This window comes from Actinomadura geliboluensis (assembly GCF_043197915.1).
In the GTDB taxonomy this organism is placed as follows: Bacteria; Actinomycetota; Actinomycetes; order Streptosporangiales; family Streptosporangiaceae; genus Spirillospora; species Spirillospora geliboluensis.
In genome coordinates this window covers 368,648-387,102 of sequence record NZ_JBICUA010000010.1, presented here as the reverse complement: position 1 = coordinate 387,102, position 18,455 = coordinate 368,648, and the positions used below count along the sequence as shown (strand labels likewise).

The following is an 18,455-nucleotide window of genomic DNA, read 5'->3' as shown; positions in this document are numbered from 1 at the left end:
AGCGATCCGGGGGGTGTGGGGGGTCGTCCCCCCACAGGAGAACATGAGCTTCATGAGCTGACCTTGCAGGGTGTTTCGGTGCGGTACGGGGAGTCCGTCGCCGTCGCGGACGCGTCCCTCACCTTCACCGGCGGCGCCGTCACCGGCCTGGTCGGGCCGAACGGCGCGGGCAAGTCGAGCCTGCTCCTCGCCGCGTACGGGTCCGTCGCGGCGACCGGCCGGGTGACGCTGGACGGGGAGGACATCAGCGGGCTGAGCGCCGCCCGCCGCGCCGGCCGCGGGCTCGCGATCGTCCCGCAGGGGCGGCAGATCTTCCCGCGCCTGACGGTCCGGGAGAACCTCCAGGTCATGGCCGACACGCTGGGGTTGAAGGGCGCCGAGGTCGAGACGGCGCTCGACCGGTTCCCGGTGCTGCGGGAGCGCGCCCGCGCGCTCGCCGGGGTGCTGAGCGGCGGCGAGCAGCAGATGCTCGCGGTGTCCCGCGCCCTGATGGGCTCGCCGAAGGCGCTGCTGCTGGACGAGATGTCCACCGGCCTCGCCCCGCTGATCGTGGCGGAGCTGATGGACACCGCCCGGCGGCTCGCCGAGGAGGGCACCGTGGTCGTGGTCGTCGAGCCGTCCATCGGCGCGATCCGCGACCGGCTCGACCGCGGCTACGTGCTGCTGCGCGGCCAGGTGACGGGGCCCGTGGAGGGCGGCCGGGAGCTGGACGCCGCCTACCAGCGCGCCATGGGCGTCACGGCCGGGCAGGCGGAGGCGGTGCTGCACGCGGACTCGCGCGCGGCGTCGCCGCCGGGTGGAAGATGAGACGCGCATGACGAGATCCGATGAGACGACATCCGAGAGGACACGGACACGGTGGAGGACACCGGCACCCCGGAGCCGCGCGCGCAGATGCGCCAGCCGCGGGTCGCGGACCTGCTCGCCGACACGCTGCGGGCCCGCATCCTGCGCGGCGAGCTGCCCGACGGCAGCCTGCTGCCCAAGCAGTCGGACCTGCTGGAGGAGTTCGGGGTCAGCAAGCTCGCCGCGCGGGAGGCGCTGCGCATCCTGGAGACCGAGGGGCTGATCACCGTCCGGCGCGGCAACACCGGCGGCTCGGTGGTGCACGCGCCGAAGCGCGACAGCGTCGCCTACATGCTGGCGCTCGTGCTGGAGTCGCGGCAGGCGGCGCTGCCGGACGTCGGGTTCGCGCTCCAGCAGATCGAGCCGTTCTGCGCGGCGCTGTGCGCGCAGCGCCCGGACCGGCACACGGCCGTCGTCCCGGAGCTGCGGCGCGCGCACGAGAGCCTCGTGCACGCCGTCGAGACGGGGGACGAGAAGCGCGCGACGCCGGCGTCCCGCGAGTTCCACGAGGCGATCGTCCGGCTGTGCGGGAACGAGACGCTGTTCGTGGTGGCGGGCGCGCTGGAGACGTTGTGGACGGCGCAGGAGCGCGACTGGTCCGAGCACGCGACCCGCGCAGGGTTCTTCCCGGAGCCCGCGCTGCGCCGCCAGGCCCTGGACGAGCACGCGCAGGCGCTCGCGCTCATCGAGGAGGGGGACGCCGAGGGCGTCGCCCGGCTGCTGCGCGGGCATCTCCAGACGGCGCAGAAGTACCCGATGACGGGCGTCAGCGAGGACCAGCGCGTCCAGGCGACGCTGCTGCGGCCGCTGGTGCAGCCCGCCGAGCACGCGTGACCCCGTTACTTACCACGTGGTAGAAAATGGGGGTGAGTGATATCGCCGGTCTCGTGCCCCTGCCCCAGCGAGTGACGCCGGTCGGAGGAGCGGTGCTCCGGCTGGGCGCCGAACCCCGGGTCGCCGTGCCGTCCGACGGCCTGCGCGGGCTGGGCGAGGTCGTCGTGGACGTGCTCCGCACGCTGCACGGCGCCGAACCCGTCCTCCAGGTTGGCGGCGAGGGCGACCTCAACCTCGTGCTGCTGCGGGACCCGCCGGTCGCCGACGTTGCGCGCGTCCAGGGGATCGACCCGCTGGACGAAGGCGACGCCGGGCGCGAGCTGTACGAGCTGGACGTGCGTGAGCGCGGCGCCACCGTCACCGCGTCCTCGGCGGAGGGGCTGTTCCGGGGCGCCACGACGTTCGCGCAACTGCTCCGGCCGGAGCAGGACGGCGGCGGCTTCACGGCGTCCGGGACGCGGATAGCGGACGGCCCGGCGTGGGCGTGGCGCGGTCTGTCGCTGGACGTGGTGCGGCGGTTCTTCACCGTCGAGCAGGTCAAGAAGGTCATCGACCTGCTGGCCTTCTACAAGTTCAACGTGCTGCACCTGCACCTGTCCGACAGCCAGGCGTGGCGGTTGCAGATCGAGGCGTGGCCGCGGCTGACCGGCGACCTCCCGCACTACACGCAGGACGACTACCGGGAGATCGTCGCCTACGCGGCCGCCCGGTACGTCACCGTCGTGCCCGAACTGGACATGCCCGGCCATGTGCTCGCGGCCGTCCGCGCCTACCCGGAGTTGCAGGGGGACGCGGAGCCGCCGCACAAGTACCTCGCCTACCTCGATCCGCGCGCCGAGGTGACGTTCCGGTTCGTCCGGGACGTGCTGGGGGAGGTCGCCGCGCTCACCCCCGGCGCATACCTGCACCTCGGCGGGGACGAGGCGTTCGGCATGCCGGACGACCTGTACGAGCAGTTCGTCGCGCGTGCTTTGGAGATCGCGCGGGCGACGGGCAAGAAGGTCGCGGGCTGGCAGGAGACCGCCCGGTCGGGCGCGCTGACGCCGCACGACATCGCGCAGGCGTGGATCGGCGCCGGCGACGAGTTCGACCTGGACGCGGCCCGCGCGAAGACACCGGCCGAGCACCACGCGCTGCTGGAGGTCGTCGCGGAGACGTTCGCGCAGGCGGCGGACGACGTCCCGAAGGCGGTCGCGGCCGGGACGCCCGTGCTCGCCTCCGCCAGCAGCTTCCTGTACCTCGACCGCCAGTACGCCGACGACTCGGTGGACGCCGCCCAGACCGGGCGTCGGACGGAGGTCGGCCACGACTCCTACTCGACCCGCACCTGCCGCGAGCTGTTCGACTGGACGCCCGGCACGCTGACCGAGATCCCGGACGGCGCCCGCCTCGCCGGCGTCGAGGCGGCCATCTGGTGCGAGACCGTCAAGGACTTCGACGACCTCGCGTTCCTGCTGCTCCCCCGGCTGGCGGGCATCGCGGAGAAGGCATGGACGCCCGAACGCACCGGCTGGGACGACTACCGGCGGCGCGTCGCCGGGCACGGCGCCGGGTGGGAGCGCCTCGGGCTCACCGGCTACTACCGCTCCGCCACCGTGTTCGCGCCGTAGGAGGCCGCCTTCATCAACGCCCGCGTGTAGGAGTGCCGCGGCCGGGACGTCACCTCGGCCGCGGCGCCCGCCTCCACGATCTCGCCCTGGTGGACGACCGCGACCCGGTGGCTCACGACCCGGATCACCGCCAGGTCGTGCGAGATGAACAGGTACGCGACGCCCGTCTGCTCCTGCAGCTCCAGGAACAGGTCGAGGACGGTCTTCTGCGTGGTGAGGTCGAGCGCCGACACCGGCTCGTCGCACACGATCAGCTTCGGGCCGATCGCGAGCGCGCGGGCGATCGCGACGCGCTGCCGCTGCCCGCCGGAGAACTCGCGCGGCAGCCGGTCGGCGGCGTCCGCCGGGAGCCGGACGCGGTCCAGCAGCTCGCCGACCTTTCGCCGCGCGTCCGCGCGGGTGCGGCCCTGGGCGAGCAGCGGCTCCGACAGCGTGTCGCCGATGGTCAGCGACGGGTTCAGCGAGGTGTAGGGGTCCTGGAAGACGACCTGGATGTCGCGGCTCAGCGCGCGCCGGCGCCGGGCCGGCGCCCGCTCGATGCGCTCGCCCGCGAACGTGATCGCGCCCGACTCGACCGGGACGAGCCCGAGGATCGCCCGCCCGATCGTCGTCTTGCCCGACCCGGACCCGCCGACCAGGCCGACCGTCTCACCTGGACGGACGTCCAGCGACACGCCTCGCAGCACCTCGTTGCGCGGCGCCCGCCGCCCCTTCCCGGGGAACGAGACCCGCAGATCCTCGACCGTCAGCAGTTCATCGTTCGCGGTCACGCCTGCCCGCCTTTCACGAGTGCCGGCCTCTCACGCCTGCCCGCCTTCACGAGTGCCCGCCTTTCACCAGGTCCACGGGGCGCCAGGGAGCGCGGGTCGGGGCGTCGTCCAGGACGGCGTCCAGCAGCCGCCGCGTGTAGTCGTCGCGCGGGTCGGTCAGCACCCGCCCGGCGGGGCCCGTCTCGACGATGCGGCCGTCGTGCATCACGGCGACGCGGTCGCACACGTCCGCGACGACGCCGAGGTTGTGCGTGACCAGCAGCACGCCGAGGCCGCGTTCCCGCTGGAGGCGGCGCAGCAGCGCCAGCACCTCCGCCTGCACCAGGACGTCCAGCGCGGTCGTCGGCTCGTCCGCGATCAGCAGTTTCGGGTCGCACGAGATGGCCCCCGCGATGAGGACGCGCTGCGCCATCCCGCCGGAGATCTCGTGGGGGTACGCGCCGAACGTCCGCTCCGGGTCGGCGATCTCCACGGTGCGGAGCAGGTCGAGCGCGCGGCGCCTCGCGTCCGCCTTGGAGAGGCCGAGCTTGTACCGCATCGGCTCGACGAGCTGCGCGCCGATCGTGAAGGACGGGTCGAGGTTGCTCATCGGCTCCTGCGGGACGTACGCGATGACGTCGCCGCGCAGCGCCCGGTGCTCGCGCTCGGGCAGGCCGACGACCTCACGCCCGTCCACGATGACGCTGCCGCCGCTGACGTGCCCGCCCTCGGGCAGGATGCCGAGGATCGAGAACGCCGTCTGCGTCTTGCCGGAGCCGGACTCGCCCACCAGCCCGACGATCTCGCCCTCCCGCACGTCGAGGTCGACGCCGTGCACGACCTGCTTGGACGTCCCGTCGGCGAGCCCGTAGGCGACCGCGAGGCCGCGCACCGACAGCAGGGCGGTGCCGGTGCCGCCGGTCTCGGGCGGTGCCGGGGCCGCGGCGGGACGGTGGCGGGCCGGGGGCGGTGCGCCGCGGTCCTCCAGCGCGTCGCGCAGCGCCCCCGCCAGCAGCACCAGGGACGCGCTGGTGAGTCCCAGCGCCAGCCCCGGCCACACGATCATCGAGGGTGCGCGCTCCATGTTCTGGAACGCCTCGTTCAGCATCGCGCCCCAGGTCGGGGTGTCGCCGCTGCCGATGCCGAGGAACTCCAGCCCGGCCTGCAGCCCGATCGCGAGCCCGGCGACCAGCGCGGTCTGGATGATGATCGGCGCGCGCACCACGATGAGCACGTGCCGTGCGACGATCCGCGGGTCGGTCAGCCCGGACACCCGCGCCGCGTCCACGTACAGCTCGTTCCGGACGCCCGCGACGATGCCGCGCACCAGCCGGAAGAAGGACGGCGACACCAGCACGCCGAGGACGATCATCAGTACCCACACCGTGGAGCCGAGGATCGCGCGGGACGCGAGCAGCACCACCATCGCGGGCAGCGCCATCACGAGGTTGACGACCCAGGTCGCCGCCGCGTCGAACCGTCCGCCCCGGTAGCCCGCCACCAGCCCGGACGGGACGCCGAGGCCGAGCGCGACCAGCAGCGCGATCACCGCGCCGCCGAGGGTGTTGCGGCCGCCGTGCAGTAGCCGCGCCAGGACGTCCCGTCCGGCGGAGTCGAAGCCGAGCGGGTGCCCGGCGCCGGGGCCGCCGAACGAGTCGCGCAGGTTCGCGGCGTTCGGGTCCTGCGGGCTGAGCACCGGCGCGAGGACCACCGCGACGACGATGACGAGCAGCAGGGCCGCCGACACCGCGCCGAGCGGATTCCGCAGCACCCTCCCGACGGCCTGCGGCGCCCTTCGCGGGGGGGGGGGCCCCCCCCCCCCCCCCCCCCCCGCGCGCCGGCGGGGCCCCCCCCCCGGGGGGTGCGCCCGCCCCGACACACCTCCCCCCCGCGGGTTGACGCCGAGGAGCCCCTCACCGGGGCCCAGACCCCCGCGACGACTATGACGCGCCGCCGGGCCGCCCACCCCGCGCCGCGCGTTTCCCCCCCCCCCCCCCCGCCGGCCGGGGGCGCCCGGGGGGGGGGGCCGCCCCCCCGCGCCCCCCGGCCCGCTTCGCTCATGAGGAGACCCTCGCCTTCGGGTTCAGCCAGCCGATCATGACGTCCACCAGGAGGTTGACCGCGATGACGCCGATCACGGTGACCATGACCAGCGCCATGATCACGGGGATGTCGCCGCGGGTGGTGTAGGTGACGGTCATGCTGCCGATCCCCGGCAGCCCGAAGATCTGCTCGACCAGCACCGCGCCGCCGAGCAGGCCGACGAACTGCAGGCCGAGGACGGTCAGCGCGGGCGCCGCCGCGTTGCGCAGCACGTGCCGGAACAGGATCCGGGACGGCGGCAGCCCGCGCGCCCGCAGCGTGCGGACGTAGTCCTGCCGCAGCACGTCGATGACCGCGCCGCGCACCTGCTGCGAGACGCCGGCGACGCCCGCGACCGACAGCGACGCGATCGGCAGCGTGACCGTGGCCAGCCAGCCGGACGGCGACTCGGTCAGCCCGGTGTAGCCGATCGCGGGGAACCAGCGCAGCCGCACCGCGAACACGACCACGATCACCAGCGTGACGAGGAAGCCCGGCAGCGCGTACCCGATGACGCCGAGCACCTGCACGAACCGGTCGGCCGCGCCGCGCCGGACGCCCGCCCACACGCCGAGCAGCAGCGACAGGGCGGCCGTGACCAGCGTGACCCCGGCCATCAGGCTGAGCGTGACCGGCAGCCGCGTCGAGATCGCCTGGACGACGTCCTCGCCGGTGAACCAGGACGTCCCGAAGTCGCCCCGGACGGCGTGCGCCAGCCAGTCGGCGTACTGGACGAGGACGGTCCGGTCGAGGCCGAGCTCGGCGTTCTTGGCGTCCACCAGGTCCTGCGGCGCCTGCCCGCCGAGGATCTGCCGCCCGACGTCGTTGTCCGGGATCGACAGCAGCAGGTAGGACAGGACGGAGATCACGAACAGCAGCACCGCCCCCGCCGCGGCCCGGCGCGCGAGGAACCGCGTCACTTCGCCGGCGCGTAGTTGTAGACGGACGGCACCGCCATCCCGGCCTGCGGCGTGATCTTCACCGAGCCGTCCGACACGTGCAGGTACGTCATCCGGTAGAACGGCACGAACCACGCCTCCTTGACCAGGTGCTCGTTCAGCGCCTTCAGGTCGGCCTTCGCCTCCTCCGGCGACGCCTTCTGGATCTTCGGCAGCAGCCCCTGCACGGTCGCGTCGGTGGTGCCGAACATGTTGCCGACACCGGGCAGGACGAGCCCGCCGATCGCGACCCAGTCGTTCGGGGACTGCCCGATGTTCATCACCATCGCCGGGTACTTGCGGTCGGTGTAGATCTTCTGGATCTGGGACGGGTCGATGACGTCCCAGGTCACCTTCACGCCGATGGCATCGAGGTCGGACTGGAGGGACGCGGCGAGCGCGTCCGGGACGATCGCGGTGATGCGCGGCAGCTTGAGGCTGAACCCGTCCGCGTACCCGGCCTGCTTGAGCAGCTCGCGGGCCTTCGCGGGGTCGTGCGGGTAGTAGGAGTCGAAGCGCTGGTCGTAGGCGGCGGTCTGGGTGCCGAAGATCTGGTCGGTGAGCTGGCCGCGGCCCTGGCGGAGCTTGTCGAGCATCGTCTTGCGGTCGATGGCGTGGTTGAGCGCCTGCCGGACGCGGGCGTCGCCGAGCGCGGGCGCGATCTTCCCGTCGCGGTCGAAGAGCAGCAGTCCCTGGAAGTCGAACTCCTGCTTGGTCGTCTTCACCTTCGGGTCCGACTCGATGCGGGACTGCTGGTCGGCGGCCTGGAGGAGCGCGGCGTTGATCTGGCCGGTCTTGAGGCCGTTCACGACCGCGGTCTCGTTGTTGAAGTAGTGGAACGTGAGCTCGTTGTAGGGGAGCTTGGCGCCCCAGTAGTTCGAGGCCCGCGTGTAGACCCACTTGGTGCCGATGGCCGTCCGCTTGGAGTCGAGGTCATAGGGTCCCGTGCCGTCCGGCTTGGTCTTCAGCGGGTTGCCCGGCTCGGTGAAGTCGGCGGGGTTCGCCATCAGGCCGGCGGCGTCGCTGAGGTAGTACAGCATCGCCGGGTTGGGCTGGGCGAGGTGCAGGGTCACGTGCGTCTTGTCGACGACCTCGATGGTCTTGACGTCGGCGAGCGTCTTGGCGGAGGCGCCCGTCCCCTTGGCGAAGCGCTCCATGTTCGCCTTCACGGCCGCCGCGTCGAACGGGGAGCCGTCGTCGAACTTCACGTCGTCGCGCAGGGTCAGCTTCAGCTGGGTGCGGTCGGCGCTGTACTCCCACTTGGTGGCGAGCATCGGGCTGTACGTGCCGTCGGGTTCGCGCTTGATGAGCGTGTCGTAGACGGCCTGGAAGAACGGCAGGGCGCTGCCGGTGGCGTCCGCGGGGTCGAGGCTCTGCGGGAGCGTCAGCGTGGCGATGTCGAGGTTCGCCGAGCCGCCGGACTTCCCACCGCCGGAGTCGGCGCAGCCGGTGAGCGCCGTCGCGGTGACGCACGCCGCGAGCAGGGCGGTGCCTTTGATGATCTTCTTCATGACCCACTCCGATGTCCGGGCAGAACAGCCGATTCGACGGGGTTTCGACCGAGATTTCGGCGAGCATACAACCAAAACTAACCACGTGGTAGGTTTTGTGATGACGAAACCTACCGCCTGGTCAGTTCCGTGCCGGGCGGCCGGTTTCGTTGCGGTCGAGGCCGGGACGCAGGCCGTACCGTTGGCGCTGCACCCGGAACCCGTGCCGCGAGCGGCCGAGGCGGCGCCGCCGGTTCCGGCGTGCCCACCAAGCCGGAGATCCAGAGAGGCCCCTGCCGATGACCGAACAGACCCCCCGCAAGCTGACGAAGGGCGAGCGGACCCGGGCGAGCATCCTCGACTCGGCCACGGAGCTGTTCTCCAAGTCGGGGTTCCACGCGGTGTCGCTGCGCGACATCGCCGCGCACGCCGGGCTCACCCATGCCGGGCTGCTGCACCACTTCCCCGGCAAGGAGAGCCTGCTGATCAAGGTGCTCGGGCGCCGCGACCGGGTGGACGCCCGGCTGCTGTTCGAACCCGGCGTGCGGGACCGTCCCGAGAAGCTGCTCGGCATCATCGTCGGCATCGTCTGGCGAAACATGCAGACGCCCGGACTCGTCGGCCTCTACGTGAAGATCTCCGGCGAGGCCGCCGACCCCGAGCATCCGGCGCACGACTACTTCGTCCAGCGGTACCGGGTGCTGCGGGAGCGGCTGACGCAGGCGCTCACCGCGCTGTTCGCCCAGGCCGATCCGCCGCTCGCGCACGACCCGGCGCTCGTCGCGAGCCAGCTGCTCGGGCTGATGGACGGGCTGCAGACGCAGTGGCTCCTCGAACCGGAGGCCGTCGACATGCACGCGTCCGTCGTCGCGTTCCTGCGGCAGCTCGGCCTCACCATCGACTTCCCGTCCCCGGAAGACGCCGTTCCGGGCGCGGCCGCCGTTCCGGGCGCGGAGGCCGTTCCTGGGCCGGACGCCGTTCCGGGCGCGGACGCCGTTTCTTCCGGCGACTCGCCGACACAAGCCGAACCATGAGCCGAGGAGTCACATGACCCAGTCCGAGCCGGCATCCGCCGCGGAGCCGACGCTGAACGACGTCGCGGAGCCGACGCTGAACGAGGTCGCGGAGCTGACGCTGAACGAGGTCGCGGAGCTGACGCTGGAGGAGAAGGCGTCGCTCACGTCCGGGAGCAGCACCTGGCGGTCGACCGCCGTCCGCGACACGGTCCCCGCCGTCACCTTCGCGGACGGCCCGCACGGCATCCGCCGGCAGGTCAAGGGGTCCGGGGACGCGCTGGGGCTCACCAACAGCGTCCCCGCCACCTGCTTCCCGCCGGCGGTCACGCTCGGCTCGTCCTGGGACGCGGCGCTGGCGCGGCGGGTGGGCGCGGCGCTGGCGCGGGAGGCGTCCGCGCTCGGCGCCGACGTCGTGCTCGGGCCCGGGGTCAACATCAAGCGGTCCCCGCTGTGCGGCCGGAACTTCGAGTACTTCTCCGAGGACCCGCACGTCACGGGCGTGATGGGGGCCGCCCTCGTCGCCGGGATCCAGTCGCGCGGGATCGGCGCCTGCGTCAAGCACTTCGCGGTCAACAACCAGGAGACCGACCGGATGCGGATCAGCGCGGACGTCGACGAGCGGACGCTCCGCGAGATCTACCTCGCCGCGTTCGAGCACATCGTGCGGGAGGCCGCGCCCTACACGGTCATGTCGTCCTACAACAAGATCAACGGGGCGTACGCGAGCGAGAACCACTGGCTGCTCACCGAGGTCCTGCGCGACGAGTGGGGCTTCGACGGACTGGTCGTGTCGGACTGGGGCGCCGTCAACGACCGGGCCGCCGCGGTCGCCGCCGGGCTCGACCTGGAGATGCCGCCGACCCGCACCGACCAGGAGATCGTGGACGCCGTCCGGGACGGGCGCCTGGACGAGGCGGCCGTCACCCGGTCGGCCGCGCGGGTCCATGCGCTGGCGCGGCGCGTCGCGGCCGCCGAGCGGTACGAGGACTGGGACGCCGGCGCCCACCACGACCTCGCCCGGGAGGCGGCGCGCGGGTCGGCCGTCCTGCTGAAGAACGAGCACGGCGTGCTGCCGCTGACGCCGTCCGCGCGCGTCGCGGTGATCGGGGAGCTGGCGCGGACGCCGCGCTACCAGGGCTACGGCAGCTCGCACGTCGTCCCGACGCGGCTCGACTCGGCCTGGGACGCGCTGCGGGACGCCGGGCCGGCGTTCGGATTCGCCGCCGGGTACCGGCTGGACGGCGCGCCGGACGAGCCGCTGAAGCGGGAGGCGGTCGAACTCGCCGCCGAGGCCGACGTCGCGGTGCTGTTCCTCGGGCTGCCGGGCGAGGCGGAGTCGGAGGGCTTCGACCGGGCGTCCATCGACCTGCCCGAGGCGCAGGTCGGGCTGCTGCGGGCCGTCGCGCGGGCGTGCTCGCGGGTCGCGGTGGTGCTCGCCAACGGCGGCGTCGTGGCGGTCAGCGGCTGGGCGGACGACGCGGCCGCGATCCTGGAGGCGTGGCTGCCCGGCCAGGCGGGCGGCTCGGCGATCGCCGACCTGCTGCTCGGCGCGTGCAGCCCGTCCGGGCGGCTGACCGAGACGATCCCGCACCGGCTCGCGGACGTCCCGTCCCACCTGCACTTCCCGGGCGGGGACGGCCACGTCGCCTACGGCGAGGGGCGGTACGTCGGCTACCGGTACTACGACACGCTGGACGTGGACGTCGCCTACCCCTTCGGCCACGGCCTGACGTACACGCGGTTCGAGTACACCGACCTGGCCGTCACCGAGACCGCTCCGAACGCGTGGGCGGTCGAGTGCACCGTCACGAACGTCGGTGAGCGGGCCGCCGCCGAGGTCGTCCAGCTGTACGTGGCCTTCGACGAGGAGCACCCGACCCGTCCGCGGCACGAGCTGCGCGGCTTCGCCAAGGTCGAGCTGGAGCCCGGCGCCGGGACGCGGGTGTCGTTCACGCTGACCGGACGCGACATCGCGTGGTGGTCGGTGTCGCGCGGCAGCTGGCGGATCGACGCGGGGCCCTTCACGGTGGAGGTCGGCGCCTCGTCCCGCGACATCCGGCTGCGGCGGGCGGTGACCGCCGCCGGGGACGGGCATGTGGACGCGCTCAGCCGGATGTCGACGCTCGGCGAATGGCTCGATCATCCGGTCGGGGGGCCGGTGCTCAGGGAGCGGATCGGGACGCGGTTGTCGGAGTCGGCCGATCTGCCGCCGGCGCTGTTCACGCTGGTGCGGGGCATCCCGCTGGCCAAGTTCAGCACCTTCGGGATCGGCCTGACCCCGGACGTCGTGGACGAACTCGTCGCCGCCGTCTCCGGCGGTGTCGCCTAGAGGGCGGTGCGGCCGGTGGCGCCTGGAGGTGGTGCGGCCGGTGTCGCCTAGAGGGTGGTGCGGCCGGTGGCGAGGTCGCCGAGGTGGCGGGCGCTGGGCTTGACCGTCCGGGCGAACGTCGTCCGGTCGACCGCCACCAGGCCGAACGTCGGCGCGTACGTGCCCCACTCGTAGTTGTCGAGCAGGGACCAGTGCAGGTAGCCGCGCACGTCGATGCCGTCCTCGATCGCCGCGTGCAGGCCGGTCAGGGCGGCGTCGGTGTACTCGGCGCGCTCCGCGTCGTCGGCGGTGGCGATGCCGTTCTCGGTGATCAGGATCGGTACGCCGGGGATGCGGTCCGCCGTGTGCCGGACGGCGTTGCCGAGCGCCGCCGGATGGAACTCCCAGCCGATGAGGGTTCGCCGGGCGTCGGCCGGGACGGGCAGCGCGCCGTCCCGGCCGATCAGGACGCGGGTGTACGCCTGCACGCCGATGAAGTCGTCGTCCGCCGCGACGTCGAGGAACAGGTCTTCGCGGGACCAGGCCCATTCACGGCATTCGGCGTCGGCGCCGTCGACCGGCTCGAAATTCTGGTTCGCGACCGTCCAGCCCGCCTTGAAGCCGGTGAGCTCCTCGCGGGCGGCGCGGTGCGCGGTGATGAGCGCGTCCGCGATGGCCTGGTCGGGCGGGGGCATCGCGCCGGCGACGTTCTCCTCGCGCTTCTCCGCCTTCACCATGTTCGCCATCATCGCGAGCATGTTCGGCTCGTTGATGGTGCAGACCCATTCGACGCCGTCCAGGATCGGCAGGACGGCTCGGACGTAGCGCCGGAACCTCTCGGTCGCCTCTGGGGACGTCCAGCCGCCCGCCTTTTGGAACCAGAGGGGAGTGGTGAAGTGGTGCAGCGTCACCACGGGGGTGAGGCCCCGCTCCAGACAGCCTTCGATGATGCGGCGGTAGTGCGCCAGTTCGGCTCGTGAGATGTGGCCCTCCACGGGCTCGATGCGCGCCCATTCGATGCTGAAACGGTAGGCGTTGAGGCCGAGGCTCTGGACGATGTCGAGGTCTTCCGGCCAGCGGTGGTAGGAGTCGCAGGCGTCCCCGCTGCGGTCGGGGAGGAACCCGCCGGGCCTGTTCTCCAGCGCCCAGAAGTCGCTTGCGGTGTTGTTGCCCTCGGTCTGGTGGGCGCTGGTGGCCGCGCCCCAGAGAAATCCGTCCGGGAAAGTGCGCACACTGCCTCCTCTGTGGATCTAGCGCCAAAACTTACCACTTGGTAAGGTTTCGCCGCTTCCTCCTCTCCCCCTGGAGCCGCCGTATGCGTCTGCGCCCGCGTGTGCCTTCGCCTTTGCGTCTGCGTCTGCCTTTGCGTCTGCGGTTGGGCTTCGCCGCAGCCTTGCCCGTTCCGATGCTGGCCACGACCTTGGTCGCCGTCCCCGCCGCTTCGGCGGCCGGGTACTCGATGCGATCCGTCAGCCTTGACCTGAAGGTCGGACCTGGCCGCGATCAGCCGTGCAGGGTCGTCGCCGACCTGTACGAGCCCGTCGGCACCGGTCGGGCCCCGGCCGTGCTGACCACGAACGGCTTCGGCGGCTCCAAGGACGACCTGGCCGGGACGGCGAAGGCGTTCGTGCAGCAGGGATACGTCGTGCTCGCCTACTCCGGCCTGGGCGCGGGCGGGAGCACGTGCCGCATCACCCTCGACCATCCCGACTACGATGGCGTCGCCGCCCGCCACCTGGTGAGCTTCCTCGCCGGGAAGGTCGCATCCTCGGACGGGACGCGCGTGACGTCCGTCCGGCTGGACGGTCCCGGCGACCCCCGCGTAGGCATGATCGGCGGCTCGTACGGCGGTGGTGCCCAGTTCGCCGCCGCCGGCATGGACGGCCGGATCGACGCGCTCGTCCCGATCGACACCTGGCATGACCTGCGCTACTCCTTGGCTCCCAACAACGAGCTGGCATCGTCCGGGCGGCTGGCTTCTGCTGGACCTGGCGCGACGAAACTGCTGTGGGGCCTCGGGTTCTTCGCGCTGGGCGCCTACCGGGGTGTGAGTGAGGCGCAGGCGGATCCGTCCCGGCTCATGGGCTGCCCCAACTTCCCGACCGCCCTCTGCCAGGCCGTCGCGGAAAGCCTCATCTTCGGTACGCCGCGCTCGAACAGCCTGGCCTACCTGCGGGCGGCCTCGGTCGCGTCCTATGTCTCGCGGATCAAGGCGCCGACGCTGCTCGTCCAGGGCCAGACCGACACCCTCTTCAACTTGCAGGAGGCCGCCGAGACGTACCGGGACCTCAAGGCGCAGGGCACGCCGGTCAAGATGATCTGGCACTCCGGCGGCCACAGCGGGCCCAACGCCGCCGGTGACCTGGACTTGGAGAACCCGACCGCGAACTACGTCGGCCGCCGGGCTCTCGCCTGGTTCGCGCACTACCTCAAGGGTTCTTCGACTGGTACCGGCCCGGCGTTCGCCTACTTCCGTCCTTGGGTCTCCTATGACGGGGATGCCGCTCCTGCCTACGCGAGCACGCCCGTTCGTTCGCAGCGGCTCTACCTCTCCGGTAAGGACCGCCTGGTCTCGTCCAAGTCCAAGGTGGTGAGCGGCCGGGCGTCCTACAGCAACCCGCTGGGTGCCTGGCCGACGTCGTTCTCTGAGCTGTCGCTGTTCCAGGATGCGCTGAACGACATCCAACCGGCCGACGCACCGGGCACCTCCGCCGCCTGGACCTCGACTCCGCTGACCCAAAACCTGGACGTCGTCGGCTCGCCCACTCTCTCGGTGCGGCTTTCGTCGCCCGCCGCCGCCTGGTCGCAGACCCGGGGTGTGGACGGTCGACTGGTCCTCTTCGCCAAGCTCTACGACGTGGCCCCGGACGGCACCGCCACATTGGCGCGCCGGCTCGTCTCACCGGTGCGGGTGACCGACGTCCGCAAGCCGGTGACCGTCGCGCTGCCCGGCATCGTCCACCGCTTCCGGGCCGGTCACCGGCTGCGCGTGGTCGTCGCGTCGAGCGACCTGAACTACTTGGGGAATCGCGCCGTTCTCCCGGTCACCGTCCACACCAGCCCGAAGACTCCAGGCACCCTCACGCTTCCTGTCGGGTAGCCGGTGGTAATGGCTCTGGGATTCGTTGCTTGGTGACTGGACCGGCGGCGCCGCCGGGCAGGATGAGGTGAACGGTGAAGGCGTGTGGGTGGCCGGAAATCGTTCCTGTGATCCGCGATCGTTTCTCAGATTGCTCCCATGCGTGATCTCGTCCTGGGTTGCTCGATCAAGGTCTGGGCCACTTGCTCTCTTCTGATGCCGGGAATTGTGGTGGGGGCGGCGCTGCGTACGGGGCCGCCCCTCCAAAGTCAAGGGCGCCTTCGGCGTCGCTTCGCGATGGGACTCCGTCCCACCCTTGACTTCGGAGCCTCTACGGCCCCTGAGTGCAGCTTTCGTCGGGCAGGCTCCGCCTGCCCTCTGCCCGACGCGCCGCCCCCACCCCAACCAGAAACACACAACACACAAGTGCAGAGCTTCAAATCGAAATGCCCGAAATGAACCTTTCGAGAAAGCAGGCGAGAGTCGATCAAGAAAGCCTCAAAAGAATCATGGTCGAATTTCGGCTCGAAAGGACGAAGCAGCGTCCGGCCGGATATCATAAGGGCATGAGTTCAATCGCGGTCGACCTCGACGCCGCGTCCACCATGGAATTGGTGAACGCGGCATCAGCGATCGCCGCCGAACTCGCCACCCGCACCGCCCCCGACTCGGCAGCGGCGTGCATGGAACTCACCGAAACCCTCGCCACCGCCACCGACCTGAATGAAGCCGCCCTGGCCGGGTTCATCGGCGTGGTCGACCGGTCCCGCGAAGTGCAGCGGTGGGGATACCCCTCCACCCGCTCCTGGCTGCGGTCCCGCCTCGGGATGCGCGAGTCCCGCGCCAAGGAACGCCTCACCCTGGCCCGGCAGCGCCACCGCCTGCCCGAGATGACCGAGCGGTGGACCACCGGTGACCTGTCGGCCGGATATGCCGCCACCATCGCCGACGCAGTCACCCGACTAGACGACGATGACTGCCCCGCGGCCGAGAGCATCCTGCTGGGCATGGTCGACCAGGGCTTCTCCGCCGGAAAGGTCGCCAGCTTCGGCAAGCGGATCCGCGAGGTCATCGCCGAACGCGACGGCACCGAACAAGCCCCCGAGGACGCCGCACGCGGCTACGAGCGATCCTGGATCGACTCGACCCGGTCCCTCGACGGCGGCCGCTACATCAAGGGCTGGCTCAACGCCGAAGACGCCGCGATCTGGGACGGCACTCTCGGGCCGCTGGCCAAACTCGCCGGAACCGACGACCAGCGTGACCTGTCCGAACGCACCGCAGCCGCACTGACCACGGTGCTGTCGGGCGGGCACAAGGCCACCAAGGTCACCGTCATCTGCGACCTGGACACCCTCACCGGCGGCACCACCCCCGCCCGCCTCACCGACGGCACCCCCATCCCCGCCGCCCAAGCCCGCCGCATCGCCCTGAACGCCGGAGTCTCACCCCTCCTGCTCGGCGGCGGCAACACCCCGCTCTACCTGGGCCACCGGGTCCGGTTCGCCACCGCCCCGCAACGCCAGGTCCTGGAGACCCTGTACTCCACCTGCGCCGTCCAGGACTGCGAAGTCCCCGGGACACTGTGCGAGGTCGACCACGTCCACGGCTGGGCCCTCGGCCACAGCCCCACCGACATCGACAAACTCGCCCTCACCTGCGGATGGCACAACCGCTACAAACACACCAACCCGCACCAGATCACCATCACCAAAACACCCGACGGCCGCTACACCTACTGCCTCCACCCACCCGGTGCCGGGCGGTCCATAGGTCCGCCATCGTGGATCACCACCTCGGCGAGCCGTCCACCCCCGACAAGCCAAGCCGCCTGACGGCCCCGCCGCGCCAAAGCCCGACGACCGTCCAACGAAAGCCGAAATCGGCAGCTCGTTGGAGGCTGCTGCCTGTTGCCCACCGCCTGTTCCCAGTGCATTTCAGGGAACGGGCGGTTCGGTCATGGGGGCACGCACGTTGCCAAGATGCGCCCGCTGACCTTCGCAGCAGCACCGCAGGCCGCGTCCCCTCGCACACCGAGCAGCGAGCCTTGCCCCCATCAAAGCCCTTCGTTGACGACGCTGATGTGGAGGCCGCGGGTCCCGGCATGGGGTTGCCGCCCGGCACGGTCGAAGAGCTGTGCCGACACCTGGACGGGCTGCCGCTCGCGGTGGAGCTGGCGGCGGCGCGCGTGCGGGTCGTGTCGGTGCCGGAGATCGCGCACGGGCTGGACAACCGGTTCGCGCTGTGGCCGGATGTGCACGCTCGACTGCATGACGCCCGCGGTACTCGAGTGGGCCGCAGCCGATAACCGACCTGGTCGGCCGGTTGAGCGACGGGTCCGGACCCCGGCCAACGGCTTTGGACCTAGTTCGCAGGCCCGGTCAAGCTTGGTCGACAACCCGCCAGGGCGAACGCTCCAGGGCATGGGAGCGGCGCCGCCCGCATAGCCCACATCAACCCGCCAGCCGATCAGCCCAGCAGCATCAGCCCGTGCACGCTCGCCAGCGGTGAAACCGCGAACCCACTGCCTGCCAGAAACTGTAGTAGTTGGGACGTCCCGTACCACGGCCAGCTCTAGGACCGGCTGGACGACCGGACCGGCGTGGCCTCGCACCAGTCCGTCTCACACCCCGCTCGAGGTAGAGAGGCATGTGACTTGCCACGCAGCACGAACCGCGGGCCGGACCTGATCAGATTGCCCAGGCCACATGGGTGCCTGCACGTCTCAGCGAGAGGCTCGTCCGCTGGTTGTGCGTGCCTTCGGGGCAAGGGGTCGTGCAGGGTGCCGCCGACCTCGACCGTTGGCTGGCGGAGGGCAGGACGCTCCCGTCGCAGGCCGTGCCGGTCGATCACCCCCATGACGGCACGGTCCGGACGCACCGTGGCGTCGGCGCGGCGCGCGTCAAAATCAAGGGACGGCTTCCTCAGCTGGTGCTGGCCGAGTTCGCCCACGAGGGCCCCGGGACGCTGCGGGCCTAGCTTCGACGCACCGAGTTCGGCCGAAGGACGCCGGCGCTCACGAAGAGATGCACCCTCCGTTTCCCGCATCCTGCGCCGCCACCACATCAACGGCTGGACGCTCGGCCGAAGCCCCACCGACATCGACGAGCTCGAACTCACCTGCGGATGGCACAACCGCTACAAACACACCCACCCCGACCGCATCCACATCGCCAAGCCACCGGGCGGCCGCTACACCTACCGGCTCCCACCACCCGGTGCCGGGCGGTCCATAGGCCCGCCATCGTGGATCACCACCTCGGCCAGCCGTCCACCCCCGACAAGCCAAGCCGCCTGACGGCCCCGCCACGCCAAAGCCCGACGACCGTCCAACGAAAGCCGGAACCGGCAGCTCGTTGGAGGCTGCTGCATGTTGCCCACCGCCTCTGTGGCGGGTGTGACCCGCCGGCTGTCCCCAGGGCATGTCAGGGAACGGGCGGTTGGGTCATGGGCGCGCGCACGTTGCCCAGGTGCGCCCGCTATCCACATAGCCGCAACGCAGG

The 18,455-nt window shown here is 71.7% G+C and carries 14 protein-coding genes; 9 read left to right on the top strand and 5 right to left on the bottom strand.

Features of this window, described 5'->3' with window-relative positions:
• Positions 1-78: 78 nt before the first annotated feature.
• The 3 genes from ACGFI1_RS30840 to ACGFI1_RS30830 are packed head-to-tail and all read left to right on the top strand — an operon-like array spanning position 79 to position 3,290.
• Positions 79-807, top strand: coding sequence for an ABC transporter ATP-binding protein (locus tag ACGFI1_RS30840; RefSeq protein WP_392790413.1), 729 nt, complete (start codon positions 79-81; stop codon positions 805-807).
• A gap of 51 nt (positions 808-858) precedes the next feature.
• Complete coding sequence (locus tag ACGFI1_RS30835) at positions 859-1,680, top strand: FadR/GntR family transcriptional regulator (RefSeq protein WP_205719175.1); 822 nt, start codon at positions 859-861, stop codon at positions 1,678-1,680.
• A gap of 26 nt (positions 1,681-1,706) precedes the next feature.
• A complete protein-coding gene (locus ACGFI1_RS30830) occupies positions 1,707-3,290 on the top strand; it encodes a family 20 glycosylhydrolase (protein WP_392790411.1) in 1,584 nt (527 codons plus the stop codon).
• Here the strand turns inward: ACGFI1_RS30830 and ACGFI1_RS30825 are convergent.
• From ACGFI1_RS30825 to ACGFI1_RS30810, 4 genes are all read right to left on the bottom strand, one after another.
• Complete coding sequence (locus ACGFI1_RS30825) at positions 3,260-4,060, bottom strand: ABC transporter ATP-binding protein (RefSeq protein ID WP_392790409.1); 801 nt, start codon at positions 4,058-4,060, stop codon at positions 3,260-3,262. The two genes, ACGFI1_RS30830 and ACGFI1_RS30825, sit on opposite strands and share 31 nt — an antisense overlap.
• A gap of 46 nt (positions 4,061-4,106) precedes the next feature.
• The gene (locus ACGFI1_RS30820; RefSeq protein WP_392790407.1) at positions 4,107-5,810 is read right to left on the bottom strand and encodes an ATP-binding cassette domain-containing protein; all 1,704 of its coding nucleotides are present in this window, start codon (positions 5,808-5,810) and stop codon (positions 4,107-4,109) included.
• A gap of 286 nt (positions 5,811-6,096) precedes the next feature.
• A complete protein-coding gene (locus tag ACGFI1_RS30815) occupies positions 6,097-7,041 on the bottom strand; it encodes an ABC transporter permease (protein ID WP_392741255.1) in 945 nt (314 codons plus the stop codon).
• Entirely contained in the window at positions 7,038-8,570 is a 1,533-nt protein-coding gene (locus ACGFI1_RS30810; protein WP_392790404.1) for an ABC transporter substrate-binding protein, read from the bottom strand. Before ACGFI1_RS30810 ends, ACGFI1_RS30815 begins: the two co-directional genes overlap by 4 nt.
• 278 nt (positions 8,571-8,848) lie before the next feature.
• Here ACGFI1_RS30810 and ACGFI1_RS30805 point away from each other — a divergent pair, with 278 nt between their 5' ends.
• Positions 8,849-9,583 (top strand): TetR/AcrR family transcriptional regulator, encoded by a 735-nt coding sequence (locus ACGFI1_RS30805; RefSeq protein ID WP_392790402.1) that lies wholly within the window; start codon positions 8,849-8,851, stop codon positions 9,581-9,583.
• Between the two features lie 13 nt (positions 9,584-9,596).
• Complete coding sequence (locus ACGFI1_RS30800) at positions 9,597-11,894, top strand: glycoside hydrolase family 3 C-terminal domain-containing protein (RefSeq protein ID WP_392790400.1); 2,298 nt, start codon at positions 9,597-9,599, stop codon at positions 11,892-11,894.
• Between the two features lie 47 nt (positions 11,895-11,941).
• Here the strand turns inward: ACGFI1_RS30800 and ACGFI1_RS30795 are convergent, their stop codons facing one another.
• Positions 11,942-13,105 (bottom strand): glycoside hydrolase family 1 protein, encoded by a 1,164-nt coding sequence (locus ACGFI1_RS30795; RefSeq protein WP_392790397.1) that lies wholly within the window; start codon positions 13,103-13,105, stop codon positions 11,942-11,944.
• A gap of 173 nt (positions 13,106-13,278) precedes the next feature.
• Here ACGFI1_RS30795 and ACGFI1_RS30790 point away from each other — a divergent pair, with 173 nt between their 5' ends.
• The 4 genes from ACGFI1_RS30790 to ACGFI1_RS30775 all read left to right on the top strand — a co-directional run bounded on the left by ACGFI1_RS30790 (position 13,279) and on the right by ACGFI1_RS30775 (position 17,931).
• On the top strand, positions 13,279-14,973 hold the full coding sequence (locus tag ACGFI1_RS30790; RefSeq protein WP_392790394.1) for a CocE/NonD family hydrolase: 1,695 nt from the start codon (positions 13,279-13,281) through the stop codon (positions 14,971-14,973).
• 545 nt (positions 14,974-15,518) lie between these two features.
• Positions 15,519-16,787, top strand: coding sequence for an HNH endonuclease signature motif containing protein (locus ACGFI1_RS30785; protein ID WP_392790392.1), 1,269 nt, complete (start codon positions 15,519-15,521; stop codon positions 16,785-16,787).
• A 269-nt stretch (positions 16,788-17,056) separates the two neighbouring features.
• On the top strand, positions 17,057-17,260 hold the full coding sequence (locus tag ACGFI1_RS30780; RefSeq protein WP_386874457.1) for a hypothetical protein: 204 nt from the start codon (positions 17,057-17,059) through the stop codon (positions 17,258-17,260).
• A gap of 467 nt (positions 17,261-17,727) precedes the next feature.
• Positions 17,728-17,931, top strand: a complete 204-nt coding sequence (locus tag ACGFI1_RS30775) for a hypothetical protein (RefSeq protein ID WP_392790390.1) — start codon at positions 17,728-17,730, stop codon at positions 17,929-17,931.
• Positions 17,932-18,455: the final 524 nt, after the last annotated feature.

Excerpts from the sequence above, each read along its gene's own strand:
- ACGFI1_RS30800 (WP_392790400.1), top strand. The coding sequence starts at position 9,597 with ATGACCCAGTCCGAGCCGGCATCCGCCGCGGAGCCGACGCTGAACGAC.
- ACGFI1_RS30830 (WP_392790411.1), top strand. The coding sequence starts at position 1,707 with ATGGGGGTGAGTGATATCGCCGGTCTCGTGCCCCTGCCCCAGCGAGTG.
- ACGFI1_RS30785 (WP_392790392.1), top strand. The coding sequence starts at position 15,519 with ATGAGTTCAATCGCGGTCGACCTCGACGCCGCGTCCACCATGGAATTG.
- ACGFI1_RS30805 (WP_392790402.1), top strand. The coding sequence starts at position 8,849 with ATGACCGAACAGACCCCCCGCAAGCTGACGAAGGGCGAGCGGACCCGG.
- ACGFI1_RS30810 (WP_392790404.1), bottom strand. The coding sequence starts at position 8,570 with ATGAAGAAGATCATCAAAGGCACCGCCCTGCTCGCGGCGTGCGTCACC.
- ACGFI1_RS30790 (WP_392790394.1), top strand. The coding sequence starts at position 13,279 with ATGCTGGCCACGACCTTGGTCGCCGTCCCCGCCGCTTCGGCGGCCGGG.
- ACGFI1_RS30780 (WP_386874457.1), top strand. The coding sequence starts at position 17,057 with ATGGGGTTGCCGCCCGGCACGGTCGAAGAGCTGTGCCGACACCTGGAC.